The organism is Photobacterium sp. GJ3 (genome assembly GCF_018199995.1).
Lineage (GTDB): Bacteria > Pseudomonadota > Gammaproteobacteria > Enterobacterales > Vibrionaceae > Photobacterium.
This window is the reverse complement of record NZ_CP073578.1, coordinates 1,363,775-1,382,208: the sequence shown is the minus strand read 5'-3', so window position 1 is coordinate 1,382,208 and position 18,434 is coordinate 1,363,775. Positions and strand designations below refer to the sequence as shown.

The 18,434-nt window shown below is 50.1% G+C and carries 17 protein-coding genes and 3 pseudogenes; 19 read left to right on the top strand and 1 reads right to left on the bottom strand.

Annotated features, from left to right (window positions below; all coding sequences use genetic code 11):
* Positions 1–2 precede the first annotated feature (2 nt).
* The 8 genes and pseudogenes from fliP (at position 3) to KDD30_RS06175 (ending at position 6,678) form a co-directional block, all read left to right on the top strand.
* Positions 3–779 carry a flagellar type III secretion system pore protein FliP gene (gene fliP, locus KDD30_RS06210; protein ID WP_211649608.1) on the top strand — a complete coding sequence of 259 codons (777 nt, stop codon included), beginning with the start codon at positions 3–5 and terminating at the stop codon, positions 777–779.
* 11 nt (positions 780–790) lie between these two features.
* Positions 791–1,060, top strand: coding sequence for a flagellar biosynthesis protein FliQ (gene fliQ / locus KDD30_RS06205; protein WP_211648229.1), 270 nt, complete (start codon positions 791–793; stop codon positions 1,058–1,060).
* Positions 1,060–1,839, top strand: a complete 780-nt coding sequence (gene fliR, locus KDD30_RS06200; RefSeq protein ID WP_211648227.1) for a flagellar biosynthetic protein FliR — start codon at positions 1,060–1,062, stop codon at positions 1,837–1,839. Before fliQ ends, fliR begins: the two co-directional genes overlap by 1 nt.
* Positions 1,836–2,966: a flagellar biosynthesis protein FlhB gene (flhB, locus tag KDD30_RS06195; protein WP_211648225.1), complete on the top strand. Its 1,131-nt coding sequence runs from the start codon at positions 1,836–1,838 to the stop codon at positions 2,964–2,966. Before fliR ends, flhB begins: the two co-directional genes overlap by 4 nt.
* A 21-nt stretch (positions 2,967–2,987) precedes the next feature.
* Positions 2,988–5,080, top strand: a pseudogene (flhA, locus tag KDD30_RS06190) (flagellar biosynthesis protein FlhA).
* Positions 5,073–5,879, top strand: coding sequence for a hypothetical protein (locus tag KDD30_RS06185; protein ID WP_211648211.1), 807 nt, complete (start codon positions 5,073–5,075; stop codon positions 5,877–5,879). The pseudogene flhA and the gene KDD30_RS06185 overlap by 8 nt, the downstream one beginning before the upstream one ends.
* 282 nt (positions 5,880–6,161) lie before the next feature.
* Positions 6,162–6,419: a type II toxin-antitoxin system Phd/YefM family antitoxin gene (locus KDD30_RS06180; RefSeq protein WP_211648209.1), complete on the top strand. Its 258-nt coding sequence runs from the start codon at positions 6,162–6,164 to the stop codon at positions 6,417–6,419.
* On the top strand, positions 6,409–6,678 hold the full coding sequence (locus KDD30_RS06175) for a Txe/YoeB family addiction module toxin (protein ID WP_211648201.1): 270 nt from the start codon (positions 6,409–6,411) through the stop codon (positions 6,676–6,678). The genes KDD30_RS06180 and KDD30_RS06175 overlap by 11 nt, the downstream gene beginning before the upstream one ends.
* 90 nt (positions 6,679–6,768) lie before the next feature.
* On the opposite strand, the pseudogene KDD30_RS24470 reads toward KDD30_RS06175, so the two are convergent.
* Positions 6,769–6,879, bottom strand: a pseudogene (locus KDD30_RS24470) (IS110 family transposase); the annotation flags it as partial.
* Between the two features lie 622 nt (positions 6,880–7,501).
* Here KDD30_RS24470 and lafA (KDD30_RS06170) point away from each other — a divergent pair.
* The 11 genes and pseudogenes from lafA (KDD30_RS06170) to KDD30_RS06120 all read left to right on the top strand — a co-directional run bounded on the left by lafA (KDD30_RS06170) (position 7,502) and on the right by KDD30_RS06120 (position 18,386).
* Positions 7,502–8,380, top strand: coding sequence for a lateral flagellin LafA (gene lafA, locus KDD30_RS06170; protein ID WP_211648186.1), 879 nt, complete (start codon positions 7,502–7,504; stop codon positions 8,378–8,380).
* 359 nt (positions 8,381–8,739) lie between these two features.
* On the top strand, positions 8,740–9,621 hold the full coding sequence (gene lafA / locus KDD30_RS06165) for a lateral flagellin LafA (RefSeq protein ID WP_211648177.1): 882 nt from the start codon (positions 8,740–8,742) through the stop codon (positions 9,619–9,621).
* Positions 9,622–10,081: 460 nt separating this feature from the next.
* Positions 10,082–11,617: a M28 family metallopeptidase gene (locus KDD30_RS06160; protein WP_211648169.1), complete on the top strand. Its 1,536-nt coding sequence runs from the start codon at positions 10,082–10,084 to the stop codon at positions 11,615–11,617.
* A 553-nt stretch (positions 11,618–12,170) separates the two neighbouring features.
* The gene (gene fliD, locus KDD30_RS06155) at positions 12,171–13,511 is read left to right on the top strand and encodes a flagellar filament capping protein FliD (RefSeq protein WP_211648167.1); all 1,341 of its coding nucleotides are present in this window, start codon (positions 12,171–12,173) and stop codon (positions 13,509–13,511) included.
* Between the two features lie 10 nt (positions 13,512–13,521).
* Entirely contained in the window at positions 13,522–13,911 is a 390-nt protein-coding gene (gene fliS, locus KDD30_RS06150; RefSeq protein ID WP_211648159.1) for a flagellar export chaperone FliS, read from the top strand.
* Complete coding sequence (locus KDD30_RS06145) at positions 13,904–14,209, top strand: hypothetical protein (RefSeq protein ID WP_211648158.1); 306 nt, start codon at positions 13,904–13,906, stop codon at positions 14,207–14,209. Before fliS ends, KDD30_RS06145 begins: the two co-directional genes overlap by 8 nt.
* A complete protein-coding gene (locus KDD30_RS06140) occupies positions 14,209–15,312 on the top strand; it encodes a flagellar hook-length control protein FliK (RefSeq protein ID WP_249199216.1) in 1,104 nt (367 codons plus the stop codon). Before KDD30_RS06145 ends, KDD30_RS06140 begins: the two co-directional genes overlap by 1 nt.
* A 15-nt stretch (positions 15,313–15,327) precedes the next feature.
* Entirely contained in the window at positions 15,328–15,813 is a 486-nt protein-coding gene (fliL, locus tag KDD30_RS06135) for a flagellar basal body-associated protein FliL (RefSeq protein ID WP_211648156.1), read from the top strand.
* A 7-nt stretch (positions 15,814–15,820) separates the two neighbouring features.
* Entirely contained in the window at positions 15,821–16,549 is a 729-nt protein-coding gene (locus KDD30_RS06130) for a FliA/WhiG family RNA polymerase sigma factor (RefSeq protein WP_211648154.1), read from the top strand.
* A gap of 15 nt (positions 16,550–16,564) precedes the next feature.
* On the top strand, positions 16,565–17,422 hold the full coding sequence (gene motA, locus KDD30_RS06125; RefSeq protein ID WP_211648152.1) for a flagellar motor stator protein MotA: 858 nt from the start codon (positions 16,565–16,567) through the stop codon (positions 17,420–17,422).
* Positions 17,422–18,386: pseudogene (locus KDD30_RS06120) on the top strand (flagellar motor protein MotB). Before motA ends, KDD30_RS06120 begins: the two are co-directional and overlap by 1 nt.
* Positions 18,387–18,434 lie beyond the last annotated feature (48 nt).

Below are 18,434 nucleotides of genomic sequence, written 5' to 3'. Positions count from 1 at the left end.
TGATGCTCCGCAATTTTTGTCGTGTTCTAGCCCGCGCCGGCGGGCTATGCTTGGCCGGCTTTCTGTTATTTACATTTTCCTCTCAGGCTGTCTGGGCTGCTGATACCGGTGGTTTAACGCTGATGACCGTCTCCGACGGTGCGGCCAATCAGGAATACAGCGTGAAGCTTCAGGTACTGCTGTTGATGACAGCACTCAGCTTTCTTCCCGCTTTCTTGCTGATGGCCACCAGCTTTACCCGAATTATCATTGTACTGGCGATTCTGCGTCAGGCCCTGGGTTTGCAACAAAGCCCGCCGAACCGCGTATTGGTCGGTATTGCGTTGTCATTAACGCTGCTGATCATGCGTCCGGTATGGACAGATATTTATGAGCATGCGTTCAAACCCTACGACGGCGGCGAAATCACACTGATGGAAGCGTTTTCCATTGCAGAAAAACCCGTCAAGGATTTCATGCTGAAGCAGACACAGCAAAGTTCTCTGGAACAAATGCTGCACATTGCCAATGAACCGCTGGATCAGAAAGCGGAAGACATGTCTTTTGCAGTTGTGCTACCGGCCTTTGTGATCAGTGAACTGAAAACAGCCTTCCAGATTGGCTTCATGCTCTTCATTCCTTTCCTGATCATCGACCTGGTTGTTGCCAGTGTGCTGATGGCAATGGGCATGATGATGTTGTCGCCGTTGATTATTTCGTTGCCGTTCAAACTGGTTGTGTTTGTTCTGGCAGATGGCTGGACCATGACGGTCGGCACACTATCGGCCAGTTTCGGTTAGGAGGTTTCAGGATGACACCGGAACTCGCGGTCACACTGTTTTCCAACGCCGTCTGGATGATCATTACCATTGTCATGGTCCTGGTGATTCCGGGCTTGCTGGTTGGTTTGCTGATTGCTGTCTTTCAGGCGGCAACCCAGATCAATGAACAGACCCTCAGTTTCCTGCCCCGTTTGCTGGTCACCCTGTTGATGGTGATTTTTGCCGGGCACTGGATGTTGAGGAAACTGATTGATCTGTTTACCTATTTATTCCATAACATTCCGGGAATGATTGGCTGATGGATCTGACCTTTGCGCAAATCACAGCCTGGCTGGGGCAAGTCTGGTGGCCTTTCTTCCGCTTGGGTGCGGCGCTGGTCGCCATGCCATTTTTTGGTGATGGCGCCATTCCGATTTGGGTTCGTCTTTTATTCGCACTTTCAATCAGTATTCTGATTGCGCCGCTGATGCCCGCCATGCCTGCGGTGGACCCACTGTCGGTCAAAGCCATCATGCTGGCTTTTGAGCAAGCCATCTGGGGCGTTTTTTTTGGCTTCCTTCTCCATTTGCTGTTCACCACCATGACCATGCTGGGCCAGATCGTTTCAATGCAGATGGGCCTGAGTATGGCCATCATGAATGACCCGGTCAACGGCATGTCTGTTGCGTTACTGGGCAGAATGTTCCTGATGTTCAGCACCCTGCTGTTTCTGGCCCTGGAGGGGCACTTGCTGGTGATTGATATTCTGGTTCAGAGTTTTTATATCTGGCCGGTCGGCTCCGGGATCAGTGAAGCCACGCTTCATCAGGTTGTGTCGATGGTGAGCTGGATGTTTGCCTCTGCACTGGCGCTGTCCATGCCAGCCATTATCTCGATGTTGCTGGCAAACATCAGCTTCGGTGTGATGAACCGTGCAGCCCCCAGCCTGAACGTTTATGCGCTGGGTTTCCCCATGACCATGCTGCTCGGCCTGTTCAGTATGCTGATTGCGATCAGCGGCGTGCCGAGTCGTTATACCCAGTTTGTCCATACCACCTTGCAAGCACTGACAAGTTACGTCGCAGGAACCGGCATATGAGTGATCAGAGTACAACGCAGGACAAAACAGAAAAGGCCACGCCCCAGAAAATCCGGAAGGCGCGTGAGCAGGGGCAGATTCCCCGGGCGAAAGATCTGACCGGCGCGGTCATCTTTCTGGTGGTCGTGTATTTCTTTTCAGTGCAGTTAGATGCCATCTGGAATGCGATCAGCGGGATCTTCCGGTTCAATATGCAACTGACGCGTGCGGATCTGGAATCTCCCTGGCAAGGCATAGAACACGTCGGCCAAAGCCTGGCTATTGTCATTGAACTGCTGCTGCCTTTATTTGGCGTGATTTTTCTGGCCGCCATGGGTGGCAGTCTCTTACTGGGTGGCTGGCTGTTTTACCCGGCGGGCGTTCTGCCAAAACTATCTAAAATCAGTCCGATTTCCGGCATCAAGCGGATGTTTTCGACCCGCTCGCTGGTCGAACTGCTGAAATCGACGCTCAAAGTAACGGTCATTTTTTCGCTGCTTTATTTCTATCTGGATTCACACCTTGCCGAATTGCTCGCCATGCAAAACCAGCCGCTGCGTCAGGGTATTGTCACGATCATGAGTATTCTGTTCGACGGCGTATTGCTGATGGGGGTGGCGCTGCTGATTTTCGGCTTGCTGGATGTGCCTTATCAACGCTGGGAGCACATGAAGCAGCTCAAAATGACCAAGCAGGAAATTAAAGAAGAATTCAAAAACAGCGAGGGCCGCCCGGAAGTCAAACAACGCATCCGGCAGATCCAGCAACAGTTCGCGCGACGGAAAGTGGAGAAAATGGTGCCTCAGGCAGATGTCGTCATTACCAACCCGACTCACTATGCCGTGGCAATTAAATATGATCCAACCATGTACGACGCCCCTTTTGTCGTCGCTAAAGGTGTCGATGAAATGGCTCAGCATATCCAGCGGATTGCCCGAGAGAATCAGGTGGAAGTGCTCAACTCTCCCCCATTAACCCGAGCGATTTACCACACGACTCAGCTGGAACAGGCCGTGCCGAACCAGCTGTACATTGCCGTGGCACATATTCTGACTTATGTGATGCAGTTGAAAGCCTTCCGTTCCGGGAAAGGCGGCCAGCCTCAGGCTCTACCGACTTTTGTTATCCCACGCCACTTACAGTATTAAGGCAGGAGAGAGATCAAACCCATGCTAAACCGGCTACCCCAACTCAACCATTTAAAGCGCAGTACGATCAGTATTCCTGCTGCGCTGCTCATGATACTGGCTATGGTGATGTTGCCTTTGCCGCCCATGCTGCTCGATGCGATGTTTACCTTCAACATTGTGCTGGCGATCATGGTGCTGCTGGTCAGTACAACCGCAAAACGGCCGCTGGATTTCTCGATTTTCCCGACCATTCTTCTCGTTGCTACGCTGCTCCGACTGACACTGAACGTGGCTTCAACCCGGGTGGTTCTGCTTGAAGGCCATAACGGTGGTGACGCGGCAGGTAAAGTGATTCAGGCCTTCGGTGAAGTCGTCATCGGCGGTAACTATGTCGTGGGTATGGTGGTCTTCGTGATTCTGATGATCATCAACTTCGTCGTCATTACCAAAGGTGGTGAACGAATTTCTGAAGTTGCAGCCCGATTCACGCTGGATGCCCTGCCCGGCAAACAAATGGCGATTGATGCCGACCTGAACGCAGGTCTGATCGACCAGGAGCGCGCAAAGCAACGCCGGAAAGACGTCGCCAATGAGGCCGATTTCTATGGTTCGATGGACGGTGCGTCCAAATTTGTCCGCGGTGATGCGATCGCCGGTCTGCTGATTCTGTTTATCAACATTATCGGCGGTATCAGCATTGGCGTCTTCGAATATGGCATGACAGGTGCCGAAGCGTTCAAAACCTTCGCCCTGCTGACCATTGGTGATGGTCTGGTTGCACAGATCCATCTCTGTTGCTGGCGACCTCGGCGGCCATTATTGTCACGCGCATTAACGACAGCGATGACGACATGGCTGAGTCCATGCGCAATCAGCTTCTGGCGACACCGTCAACGCTGTTTACCGCCGCTGCAATTATGGCCATTGTCGGCAGTGTTCCGGGTATGCCGCATCTGGCATTTTATGCCTTTGCCGGGGTTCTTGCTTACGCGGGCTGGCGACAGTCGAAGTCTCCCACGCATGATCATCAGTTGGATCAGGTTGAACAACTGGGTCATGCCATGCGCCGTGAAAGTGAGCAGACACTTGCCTGGGATGACATTCCGCACATTCACAGTCTGTCGCTGCAGCTTGGTTTCCGTCTGGTTCATCTGGTCAATAAAGATCAAGGCGCCCCACTCTCTCAGCGCATCCGCGGGATCCGCAAAACATTGTCTGAGCAGGTGGGCTACTTGTTACCTGAAGTCAGTATTCAGGACAACCTGAGCCTTCGCCCGAATCAGTACACCATTGCCGTCCATGGCGAGATCATCGAACAGGGCGAAATTGAGCCGGATCGCCTGATGGCTATTGCGGTCGGCGAAACTTATGGGGATATTGATGGCATTCTGGGAACCGACCCGGCCTATCAGCTGCCTGCCGTGTGGATTGAGCCCCGGGATAAAGCGAAAGCCCTGAACATGGGTTATCAGGTGATTGATGATGCAACCGTCATTGCAACGCACCTGAGCAAGATCATGAAAAATAATCTGGCAGAACTGTTCACACACGATGACGTGGAAAACATGATGCAGCGTCTGTCTGCACAGGCACCGAAACTGGCGGAAGCGCTGGGGAACGTCATGGCACCGGCGCAACAACTGAAAGTGTTCCGTCAGTTGCTGCAGGATCAGGTGCCGCTGAAAGATATCCGCACCATCGCCAATACGATGCTCGACAGCACGGAGAACACCAAAGACCCGATTCTGCTGGCAGCCGATGTGCGTTGCAGCCTGCGCCGGACACTGGTAAATCTGATCAATGGTGATCGCAAAGATTTAAATGTCTATACGCTGGCCGATGATCTGGAGCAGATTCTGCTGCAATCACTCCAGCAAGCACAGTCGAATGGTCAGGTGATGCTCGACAGTTTCCCGGTGGAACCGAACATCCTGCAGCAGTTCCAGCAAAACCTGCCGCTGGTGAAACAGCAGCTGAAGCAACAAAACATGCCACCCGTTCTGTTGGTGATGCCGCAACTTCGCCCACTTCTGTCACGTTATGCACGTACATTTGCGCAGGGTCTGGCCGTCTTATCATATAATGAGATTCCAGAGCATAAGCAAATTAACGTGGTAGGAAACCTTGGCTAAGCTGTTTACCGATGCCGCCCTTGGCGAGCATGCAAAAGGGCTGCTGATTCAGGCAGCCCAAACTCCGGATGACTTCATCCTCCTTGAAGCCATGCAGTACAATGACATTCGACATGCCTGTCAGCCCATCCGACATACGGAAACCAATGCCGTTTCCTTTCAGCATCTGACGTTACGATTCGGCAGCAACAGTGAGCAAAGTGTTTACCGCTTCAATTTATCGGATGAAATGCGCTATGCACTGGATCTGTTTGGTTTACTGCTGGCCATCCGGCATATTCAATTCCAGCAGGAAACCATTCACACCAGTCTGATCAACCCATTGGTGGTTCCTTTGCAGGCGGAAACCCTGCTGAACTGGGAGCCGGGGCATACGTTTTTATCGGCACTCTATGAACACCACGGTAAGGCGATGCGGGAAATTGTTCCCTGTATTCAACTGTTCCAGCCCGATTTAGATCAGCCTAAACTGAAACAATTACTCAGTTGGCTCAGTGATGTCTGTCCGATGTTCTGGTTAGATATCCGGCTGCCAACGCCTTATCTGCCTTTGCTCGAAGTTTATCCGCCCATGGCGATCAAAATCGCTCAGGTCAACGAGGACACAACCTTCAAGCAAGGCTTGTTACCTGTGATTCGCTTTCTCAAACAGCATGAAGTGGATTTTGTGGCGGGCCGCATCGCGACGCAACACGATTTAATCCGCTTCCGCCGTCTGGGTGCTGGCTATTATTTTGGCTACATCAGCGACATCCCCACCTCGTTTGCTGCCCCGCGTAAGCTGAAAGTCGTCAAGTAAGCCGTTCACTGGGTCTCTCTCCCTCATGAAGACAAGTCAGCATGAGGGAACCCCCATCTTTGCAATACAGCGCCGCCTTATCCCATCAAAGTAAGTCAGTCATGATTGACTGCGATTGGTATGGCCCTGCCACGCGCCTTCGTGCGTGAGATGACTGATTTTGTGCATAGTCTGCGATTCAAGCAGGCGTTCGCTACTTGAGCGGTTAATATGTACCATTGACTGTACATGTGTAATTTCAAGCACTATACTTGTTCCACTAAATGTACGTGTGGAGGTTCTATGAAAATCGTATCTTTTACTGAAGCTAGAAATAGCCTAAAAGCCGTGCTCGATGGTGTCGTGAACGATGCTGACACAACGGTTATCACACGCAGAGATTCAGAAGATGCAGTGGTGATGTCACTGGATTATTACAATAGTCTGATGGAAACAGTGCACCTGCTTCGCTCTCCTGAAAATGCAGAGCACCTGAATCGTTCAATAGCGCAGTATCGTGCTGGTCAAACAACAACACGAGACCTGATTGATGAGTCATAGCCAACGTTTACTAACATGGACTGATGAAGCTTGGGGTGACTACCTATACTGGCAAACCCAAGACAAAAAGACACTGAAGCGAATAAATAAATTAATCAACGATGTAAAGCGTTCACCATTTGAAGGGATTGGTAAGCCCGAGCCCTTAAAGGAGAACTTATCTGGTTTTTGGTCGCGCCGTATTGATGATACAAATCGGCTAGTTTACGCAGTTGATCATCAAGCGATTACGATTATTTCATGTCGCTATCACTACTAATTCTACCTCCAGCGCTCGGTAACTAACAAACGACGATGGCGTCAGTCTTTAAAATCAAGCAGATTTTACCTCCTATAAGACGCCATCACGCTACATCGAATTTAAGATAACAATCACCTTCCAGACACAGGCGATGATCGCCACTTTTCGGGGGCTCCTGTCAACCAGCAGTCGCTGATCGCTGCTCTTGAATGCCGGGTGAAAGCAATCAAAGTCAGTCAATGATCAGAAATAGCGCAGGAAAAATGTTTGAGAACAAGGCAGATTTTTCAGATAAGTCATGATTCTACAATCAAAAAATCGAACGCAGTATCAAACATTTTAACGAGCTGGGATAGCCCGTGATTGACTGCGATTGGTATTGCCCTACCCCGCTCCTTCGCGCGTGAGATGAATTCAGTGCCAAAGCTGGATTTACCCGCCTGTTCTGATTGGAACGATTCTAGCCTCACTGGGTTTCCGCTCGTCTGATCCGTGTGAAAATCAGAGTGATTCATCTGTCATCTCGATGTACAAAAACAAAAATGCGAAGAGAATCACATTAAAGTCAGGGCACTAATTTTGAGTCATACGTAACACTTCATACCCGATGATCATTCACGATACTCAAAAAAATTTTTGTACACATGTCCAGGTCTAGAATCATCCCCTTCAAGATCTATCACTACAAATATTAATTTCACAGAAGAATACACCGAAAAACAAACCAAAAACATTAATTTACGCCAGATCGAAACCGCCTAATCACCATGAACGGAGGAATCCTCCACAACGAAGAACACAACAATCGCATTCCACCTTGAATGCACAAAGGAGAAATCTCATGGCTCTATCTATGCATACCAATTACGCGTCTCTGGTCACTCAGAACACACTGAATGGCACAGGTAATATGCTGAACACGGCAATGGAACGTCTGGCCACGGGTTACCGGATCAACTCTGCGGCGGATGATGCAGCCGGCCTCCAAATCGCCAGCCGCCTTCAGGCGCAAAGCCGTGGCATGTCTGTGGCAATGCGAAACTCTCAGGATGGTATTTCCATGCTGCAAACGGCAGAAGGTGCTTTTGATGAAGCCACCAACATTCTGTACCGTATGAACGATCTGGCAACACAAGCAGCGAATGGTACGAACAGCGTGAATGACCAGTCTGCACTTCAAGCCGAATTTACTGAATTAACATCCGAGCTGGGCAGCATCATTGCAAACACTAAATTTGCCGGTGAAGCACTGTTTAGCGACAAGGGGATTAAAACCGGTGGTCTGACACTGCAAATTGGTGGCTCAACCGCGGAAACCCTGAGCTTTGCAAAAATTGATACCGCGGTGACCGCAGCACACACATCGCTGAAAGCAGGCGGAACGCTGGGTGCACTGGTTTCTTTCGGTGATACAGGCAAAACCGTTGCGGAGAACCAGGCTGAAGCCCACAAAGCAATGACCGCAATTCAGGGAACCCTGGACACTCTGGGTGGTGCACGTGCCGCAATGGGTGCAAACATCAACCGTCTGGAACACACCATTACGAACCTGGGCAATATGGTTGAAAATACCGATGCTGCGAAAGGCCGGATCATGGATACTGATTTTGCTGTGGAAACATCAAACATGACAAAAAATCAGATGTTGATGCAAGCTGGCACAAATGTACTGTCTCAGACGAATCAGCTGTCTGGTATGGCCATGTCACTTCTGCGCTAATTTTAATTTCAGAGCAGAACAAAAAAAGCCGCTTTATTCAGCTCATCATACCAGTGAGCCGATATTCGAAAGCCTCCGAAGGGAGGCTTTTTTCGTTTTTCTCAAAAAAAAACCTCATTTATTTTAGCATTAAATAATAACCTTAAATTACTGAATAATAAGAAATAAAACACCACCCACCCTTACCCCAGAGGCATAAAAACATCCCTAAATAACAATTTTTTGTTTTTCATGATTAATGTTCTCAGAGCATCTTCCGCCTCATATTAGCGAGTAGGAATGACGGCCACACGGAACAACATACAAGCTTGTGTGGCAGTTTTAACGATATAAAAGATGTAAAACAAAGGAGAACTTTCATGGCTCTATCAATGCACACCAACTACGCATCTCTGGTTACGCAAAACACGCTGAACGGCACAGGTAACATGCTGAACAAAGCCATGGAGCGTCTGGCGACTGGCTACCGCATCAACTCTGCTGCTGACGATGCAGCGGGTCTGCAAATCTCTAGCCGCCTGGAAGCACAAACTCGTGGCATGTCAGTTGCAATGCGCAACTCACAAGACGGCATCTCCATGATGCAAACTGTTGAAGGTGCACTGGACGAAACAGCAAACATCCTGTACCGCATGAACGACCTGGCAACTCAGGCTGCGAACGGTACGAACTCTGTAAACGACCAGGAAGCACTGTACGCAGAATTCACTGAACTGACCAACGAGCTGGGCAGCGTAATGGCAAACACCAAGTATGCTGGCGAGACTGTGTTTGACGCAGCTGGTGTGAAGGGCGGCGGTATCGTTCTGCAAATCGGTGGTTCTTCTGCTGAGCAGCTGGACTTCGCAGCTTCTATCGACGGTAAAGTTGGCGCAGCAGTGACTGCTCTGCAAGCTGGTGGTACAATTGCTTCTCTGGCAACTTTCGGTGACACTGGTGCAACTGTTGCAGCGAACCAAGGTAACGCTCGCCTGGCAATGGATGCAATCACTGCTTCTCTGGACACTATCGGTGGCGCTCGTGCAGCACTGGGTGCGAACATCAACCGTCTGGAACACACCATCACTAACCTGGGTAACATGGTTGAGAACACCACTGCTGCGAAAGGCCGTATCACTGATACCGACTTCGCTGTAGAAACTTCAAACATGACGAAGAACCAGATGCTGATGCAAGCCGGTACAAACGTACTGTCTCAAACCAACCAGCTGTCTGGCATGGCAATGTCACTGCTGCGTTAATCCCCGGATTAGCATACAGATAGACACTCCATTGGAAAGCCCCGTTTACGGGGCTTTTTTTCATTCTCCAGGTGACAAACCACACGACAAAATCAGATACCTGTGATTGCTCACGAAAATGAATCAGTAATCACGAAAGCATCCTCTTTGATTCACCCCTTCGTCACCCAGAAATACCCCACGCTTAATTCGCAGTCGCTCGCAAAAATGAAACTCAGGATCATTTTCTTCATCCCATTTTTTACACTAACCTTTCGGAACTTATCTGTATATCAATCTGAATTTTCGCACTGATTAAGCATTTCATCACAACGATGAAGGTAAATCTTCGGCCCTCACCCCCTATTGATAGACTTGTGACAACCTGTCATTACACATTGATGTCAAAGGAAAAATTCGCTTTTTCTCTGTTCTGACTTAAGTTTTGTTGATTTAACAAAAACACAACAGGGAGAAAAGAATGAAAAACACAACAACGGCACTGGCGCTGATTATTTCGGCACTCTGTTCACAGGCTTATGCCAATGAAGATCAGAAAGTGTGGATCTCTATCGGTTCCGATGCGACGCACACGCTGAAATCTGTGATGCAATCCAATGCCCGTTCCGTGCTGCCGGAATCACTTGCCAGCGCAGGACAAGCCTGGGTAGGTCAGGTCAATTACAAACAATTGGCAGAATTATCTCACCATATGCATGAAGATCATCACCGTTGTGGCGGCTATATGGTGCACAACACGGCTGAAAGCGCGATCGCAGCCAGCACCATGCCACAATCGCTGGCCGCCTTTCCGATTCCGGATATTTCGCAACAGGATACCGTGAACGCCTGGCTGCCACAGATTAGTCCATCTGCCATTACCGGCACCATCACCTCGCTGACCAGTTTCATCAACCGTTTTTATACAACAACTTCTGGTGCACAGGCATCTGACTGGCTCGCAAACGAATGGCGCTCACTCACAGCCTCCCTGCCCAATGCCAGTGTTCAGCAGGTTTCTCATTACGGTTATAACCAGAAATCTGTCGTTCTGACGATCACTGGCTCAGAAAAGCCCGATGAGTGGATTGTCCTTGGCGGGCATCTGGATTCCACCATTGGTTCTCACACCGGCGAGAATAGTGTTGCACCAGGGGCTGACGATGATGCGTCCGGGATTGCCAGCGTGACGGAAATTATCCGGGTGTTATCAGAAAACAACTTCCAGCCGAAACGCAGTATTGCCTTTATGGCGTATGCGGCTGAGGAAGTCGGCCTGCGTGGCTCTCAGGATCTGGCGAATCAGTATCAGTCTGAAGGGAAAAATGTGGTTTCCGCCCTGCAACTGGATATGACGAACTATCAGGGTTCTGCGGAAGATATCGTGTTCATTACTGATTATACCGACAGTAACCTGACGACTTTCCTGACCCGGCTGGTGGACGAATACCTGCCAAGCCTAACGTATGGTTTCGACCGCTGCGGTTATGCCTGTTCCGATCATGCTTCCTGGCATAAAGCCGGTTTCTCTGCAGCCATGCCTTTTGAAGCGAAGTTCAATGATTACAATCCAATGATCCATACCCCGCATGACACACTGGCCAATTCCGATCCAACTGGCGCTCATGCCACAAAATTCACCAAACTGGGCCTGGCCTATGCAATTGAAATGGCCAATGCAACCGGCGGAACCCCACCGCCTCCGGGCGGTCATGTGCTGAAAGATGGCGTTCCTGTCACAGGTTTATCTGGTGTTGCTGGCAGTGAAGTGCGCTACAGCTTCGAACTACCAGCACAGAAAACCTTACAAATCAGCACCAGTGGCGGGACCGGAGATGTCGATCTTTATGTGTCTTTTGGTTCTGAGGCCACCAAACAAAACTGGGATTGCCGGCCATACCGCTACGGGAATAACGAAGTCTGTACTTTCTCAGGTGCAACACCAGGAACCTACTCCATCCTGCTCAATGGCTATTCTCAATTCAATGGTGTGACACTAAAAGCTTCCACTCAATAAACTGTGAATGCCAGAGAAAAGCCCTGGGCTTAATTCAGAACAAAAATCGACCGGAGACCTCAGGGTGTCCGGTTTTTTTATGTCTATCCCTGCCGACAATGCAGCCTGCATACCTTATACCAATCAAAGTAAGTCAATGATCAGAAATAGCGCCGGAAAAATGTTTGAGAACAAGGCGGATTTTTTAGATAAGTAGTTATTCTACAATCAAAAAATCTAACGCAGTTATCAAACATTTTAGCAAGCTAGGATGACCAGTTATTTACTGCGATTGGTATTAATGCCCCTTCCCAATATGCCGCCCTAACACTATGGAAGTTGCATCACTGCGACAGCGATGATGAACAACCTCCAGGGATATCTATCAACGCAACCGGTGCTGCGATTTTCCCCCAAGGAAGTCTTTGCCGATAACCGGAAGAAAAAGCGGAAACCTGATCGGAAACCCCGTTTCCGCCAATCGGAGTTAATACAGATAAATTCCCTTAATTTCAGCAAGATAAACCAATGGCACGCTACTTGCTTTAGTAGCAATAAATAAAGGAGTTTTTCCATGAGTTCCATTGATCCGATCAGTATGGCGCAAAATCTGGCGACCTATGAGGTACAGCCTTTCCAGAAACGTTATCAGGCACAAACAGATAAGTTTCAGGGCCAGATTACTGCTTACGGCAAGATTGAGTCCGCACTGCGTACATTCCGTACCGCAGTCGAAGATATGAATGGCCTGAACGATAGTGTTGTCAAAAATGGCGCAACATTTTCACAGGAAGGCAATATTTCAGCCAATGTAAACGCCAAAGCGTTGGCTGGCGAATATCAGGTGTTTGTTGAGCAGGTGGCCACTTCGCATCAGATGGGGATTGACCTGGGCGCTGGCACCACAGCAGATACAGCGATTCCGGCTGTCGGTACCATGATGATCACCATGGACGGCAAAACGCTGAATCTGGATCTGGCCACAATTGATACCGACAGTGATGGCACCACCACACTGCAGGAGCTGACCAATGCCATCAACAATGATGAAAACAACCCTGGCGTGAATGCAACACTGGTTCGCGCCAACGGTGAAACGCACTTCATGCTGGCTGGTAAAGAAACCGGCGTTGCCAATACCGTTTCGGTGAATGTCTCCGGGACTGGTGATGCCGCATTTGAAACGGCCTTTGCCAGTGGCACTGATATCAGCACCCCAAAAGATGCGGTGATCTGGCTGGGTGCGGAAGGGACTGGCATGAAGTTGACCAACGCTTCCAACACCTTTGAAGGTGTGATTGATGGCGTTGACCTAACCGTCACCAAGGCTCAGACAAGTGGTGATCAGCCTATTGGTATCTCGGTCGGTGCGGATAAAGAAGCCACCAAAGAACAGCTGAATAAGCTGGTGGAATCTTACAATGCCCTGATGTCTGAAATCGACAAGTACACCAAAGTCGGTTCTGAAGATGAAAAACGTGGCGTGTTAGCCGGTGACGGGACCATCCGCTCGCTGGAAAACCAAATCAGCACCCTGTTCCGCAAAACTTACGGCGATAAAAGCCTTTACTCTGTTGGTGTCAGCATTGACCGCACCGGCAAGTTATCCATTGATAACAAGAAGTTTGAGGAAGCACAGGCAGCCGATCCAGCAGCCTTGAATGAAATGTTTAACGGTACAGATCAGTTGTTTGACTCGCTGGAAGCGACGGTTAAACCATATCTGTCTTTCTCCGACGGTGTCTTCAAAAGCCGTAAAGACAGCCTGCAGCAGAACATTAGCCGTGTTGACGACAAACTGGCTTCGCTGGACCGCAAATACAAAATGTCTTATGACCGCTATCTGGCTCAATTTACTCAAATGAATCAGTTAATGACCCAAATGAACCAGACAAACGGTCTGTTCTCAATTTAAGGAGTTCCCCATGCTAATGCAAAACTCGGGCTTTGATTCTTATCAAAGCGTTGATCTGGATGCTCAGGCCGCTTCTGCAAACCCCCATCAGCTGGTGCTGATGTTGATTGATGGCCTGCTGGATGAACTCGTCCGGGTCAAAGGTCACATTGAAGCCAAGCGTCTCGAAGCCAAAGGAAAAAGCATCAGTAAATGCATGAATATTCTGATTGGTCTCGACAGTGCACTGGATATCGAAGCAGGTGGTGAGCTGGCTGCCAATCTGCACGACCTGTACGAGTTTTGCATTGGCGAACTCTTTAAAGCGAGTTCGCAAAATAAAACAGAGCATCTCGATACGGTAGAAAACGTGATGACCAATATCCGTGAAGGTTGGGAAGGGTTTGGTCAGCATGGCTGAGATCACGGTGACGCAATTGCAGAACCTGGTGCAAAACATTGATCGCGCTGTTGCGGGTCAGGATTGGAAACGCCTGCAGCAGCTTGATCAAACCTTGCAAAAGGTCTTACTGAATTTGCAGCAATTCACATTGAGTGAAGCACAGATTCAAGCGCTGACTCACCTGAAGCGCAGCCACCTTGCTGCGGTCAGTGCAGTGAAAGCACAAAGAGATAAATTACAACAAGATATGAATGCCGTCAGTGAAGGCAAAGAAGGACTTCTGGCCTATCAGATGGCCATGAACATGGAGCTTTAATGAATACTATCGTCTCGCACTCCAAACTCACTCAAAGCAGCAGTGAACAAAGCGACATGAAGAGTGGTGCAGTGAAGCCGGCAAATGGTGACAAAGCTTCCAGCTTCACAGACACCTTGCAATCAAACACCACTGCCTCTGAGCAAGGTCAGGCGCTGACGAAACACGCCACCGACAAAGAAGCCACAACTGAGGCCTCTTTCAGCGGAGAAAGTACGGAACAGGCACCGACAGCAGAATCTCTGACCCCTGCCGTCGCCGCCGACATTATCGCGAATCTGCTTGCCCAGGCTGAAAAACAGCTCGGGACCGTGTCGGCTCAGGCAGCCAGCACGCAGGCTCAATCTGTGAGTGGCATGGCTGCAGGCGCTGCATCTGTTGCAGCCATGGGGAATCTTGGTTCTCAGCAAAGCCAAACGGGCTCTCAGGCAACGTCCTCTGACAGCCTGATGACAACGGCTGCAACGAATGAGCGTCTTTCATCCATTGGGCAGCGCAGCCAGCCAGCTTCAGTGCAGGACAGTGCTTTCCCAGGTATGCAGGAAAACCGGGCTGCCAACAGCTCGCCCGCGCTGCAAACCCTGATGAACAATCTGGCCGCTGATATCCCAGCAAGCGCATCACATACCCAAACAGCCCCTGCTCAGGCAGCTTCAGCCGCAAACCCGATTGAATGGGCCAGTGTCAAACTGCCACAGGGCCAGCAGGGCAAATGGGGCGAGCAAATGATGCAAGTGCTTCAGGACAGAGTACAACTTCAGGCCAGCCAGAATCTTCAGGAAGCACGTATTCGTCTGGATCCGCCGGAACTGGGCAAACTGGATCTCACTGTTCGTTTGGATGGTGATCGCCTCAGTGTTCAGATTCATGCCAACCAGACGGCTGTCCGTGATGCACTGGTGCAGGTATCGGAGCGCCTTCGCGCTGAATTGCAGGATCAAAATTTTGTTCATGTGGATGTCAACGTCGGCGACGGTCGTCAGGGGCAGCAGCAGGAACATGCAGATCAAGACTCACAACCCGTCATCTTTGCGAATCAAACATCCGATGACAACCAGATAACTACAACAGATTCAGGCCATTGGCTGTCAACCAGAGCCTGATGAGGAGCTATTTTCATGACTCAGCAAAAAACCCATCGTAACCTCGTCTTGATCATTATCATCATGCTCATCACCAGCATTCTGGTGGCTGCGGCCAGCGTCGGCGGCACACTTTGGTACGTCAAAAGTTACCATGGCGATGGCGGTGGAAATTTAAGACTTCCCTTCTCTCAACCGCAAAACATCGATCCTATTTTCCACCCGTTGGAGAAACTGGTGCTGTCTGTGAAAGGTGAACGTCAAACGCACTTCATCATGATGGAGCTGGCTCTGGAAACCCGTCGTCCGGAAGCGATTGAAGGGATTGATAATTACATGCCGGTTGTCCGCAATTCTCTGCTGAAGCTGTTCAGCAACAAAACTTACGAACAGCTGCAAAACGATCGCACGATTGATGAGCTTCAGGATGAAGTCAAGAGCACGCTGTTAGAAGCTTTTGACAAAACCCGTTACGCCCACGCTATCGACAACGTATTGCTGACCAAATATGTGATTCAGTGAGGCGACTATGCTTGATATCAACCCGACTGAACATTACGAGAAAGAGCAAGATACCGGGCGTAACAGCCCGGTCATCAACGAAGATAAGCTCATTCGTGACCACCTGATCCTTGTGAAGCGTGTCGTGAACCAGCTCCGCAGCCATGTCAGTACCCATTGCAGTCTGGAAGATATGCAGCAAATCGGGCTAATGGGTCTGCTGGAAGCCGGTCGTCGTTATGGCAATGTTGAAGATCCAAACTTCCCTTCTTTTGCAGTCTGCCGGATTCGTGGTTCGATTCTGGATGAATTGCGCCGCCTTGACTGGCGCTCACGTCAGACCCGCCAGCAGGCACACGAGCTCAATGACGTCACCCGGGATTTAATGAAAAAACTCGGCCGACAACCCAACGAAGCGGAAATCATCGAAGCGCTTGGCACGGATCAGGCCGACTATCTGCAACGCCTGAATGCCTCAATGGCCAGCGAAATGCAGAGCCTGGATCAACTGCTCGAAAGCGGCAACGACTTTTCCATGACCAACGATGGCGGTGAATCTGTCCGTCATGAACATATTCGTCGCACGCTCACCGTCGCGCTGGCAAAGCTCAAACCACGGGAGCAACTCTTACTGACGCTGTTCTATCAACATGATATGAACCTGCACGAAATTGCACTGGTGCTCAACCTGACACCGCCACGCGTGTGCCAGCTTCACAAGCAGGCCCTGAAACAACTGAACCAATATCTTTGCTGACAGGAGCAAATTCAAATGCAAAAATTTACCGGCGCAATCGTCATTCTTCTCTGCGTATTCGGCGGTTATCTCTGGGCCGGTGGTACGCTGATGGCCATCTGGCAGCCTGCTGAGATTCTCATTATCACCGGTGCAGCACTGGGCTCAATCATCATCGGTAACCCACCCCACGTGATTCGTGAGATGCGGATTCAGTTACGCCAGATTATGAAGCCTCGGAAAAATGAGCAGGAATATTACATGCAGCTGATGGGGCTGATGCAACTGCTGCTGGAAACGATCCGCAACGGTGGTTTCAAATCACTCGACAGCCACATCGAAGATCCGCAGAACAGTGAGCTCTTCGAGCGTTATCCGCTGATCAAAGAAGACCATCATCTGATTGCCTTTATTACCGATAACCTGCGCCTGATGGCCATGGGTCAGATGTCTCCCCATGAACTGGAAGCCCTGCTGGAGCAGGAAATCATGGCGATTGAAGACGACCTGCTGCTGCCTTCCCGTTCTCTGCACCGCACTGCTGAAGCCCTGCCCGGTTTCGGGATTCTGGCTGCCGTGATGGGCATCATCATCACCATGCAGTTCATTGATGGTTCAATCGCTGAAATTGGATACAAAGTTGCCGCCGCACTGGTGGGTACTTTCCTGGGTATTTTTGGTTGTTACTGTGTGCTGGACCCGGCCAGTAATGCGATTTCTCAGCGTGTAAAACGTGATATGACAGCATTCGAGTGTGTTCGTGCCACATTGGTTGCTTACGTCGCGAAAAAACCAACTTTGCTGGCGATTGACGCAGGCCGTAAACATATTCAGCTGGACATCAAACCAAGTTTCAATGACATGGAAAAATGGCTGTCTGAGCAGGAGGCATAATGCAACGGCACGATCAGATCATCATTAAACGCGCACGGCGCAATGAGCATGATGTCGGCCATGGGGGTGCGTGGAAAGTGGCTTTTGCCGACTTTATGATCGCCCTGATGGCTCTGTTTCTGGTGCTCTGGATTCTAGCCATTGTCGATCAGTCAGAGCGTAAGGCGATTGTGGCTTACATGAACAGTGCAAGCCTGTTTGACCAAGGCGTCGGCAACCCGTTTGACAGTTCCAGCAGCATGTCCCCGATTGATTTCGGGGGTGAGGCGTCTGATTTAAGCTCACACGACGCAGCCATGACCGTCACCTCTTTCTATGATGGCAATGGCGACGGCCAATACACTGAATCGCTGGTTCAGGGACGTATGACACACAGGAACAACTGAAAGTTTTAGCAAAAGTTGTAGAAGAACTGGCAAAGCAAGCCTCTGCCGAAGGCAATGTGCATGTTGATGTCACTCCGCAGGGGCTGCGAATCGTTCTGCAAGATGATTATCGGCAGAACATGTTTCATCGTGGCAGCAGCGAACTGACGCCTTTCTTTGAGGACTTACTGCTTGAACTGGCGCCGATTTTTCACAAAATCCAAAACCCGCTGATCATCAGCGGACATACGGATGCGGTTCGCTTTAACCGCAATCGCAGTGAAAAATCCAACTGGGAATTGTCTGCGTCACGAGCCAATGTTGCCCGCCAGACCCTGATTGCCGGAGGAGCCCCTGAAAATCATGTGTTGCAGGTTGCCGGCATGGCGGATCGGGCCCCACTGAATCCGAATGAACCGGATGCCAGTGAGAACCGTCGGATTGAACTCTTTGTTCTGACCACATCTGCCGCCCGTATGGTGGAAACCCTGTTCAAAGGACCATCAAAGGTAGAGGATGGCCCGGCAGTCCAGCAAGCCCGTGAGCATGCTGAATTTAACCAGCCTGTGATTCGACAGGATTTCGTCAAAAACTCTTAAGCCTGATGCCGGCAAAGACTTTCTTTGCCGGCTGTTCACGATGAGCGA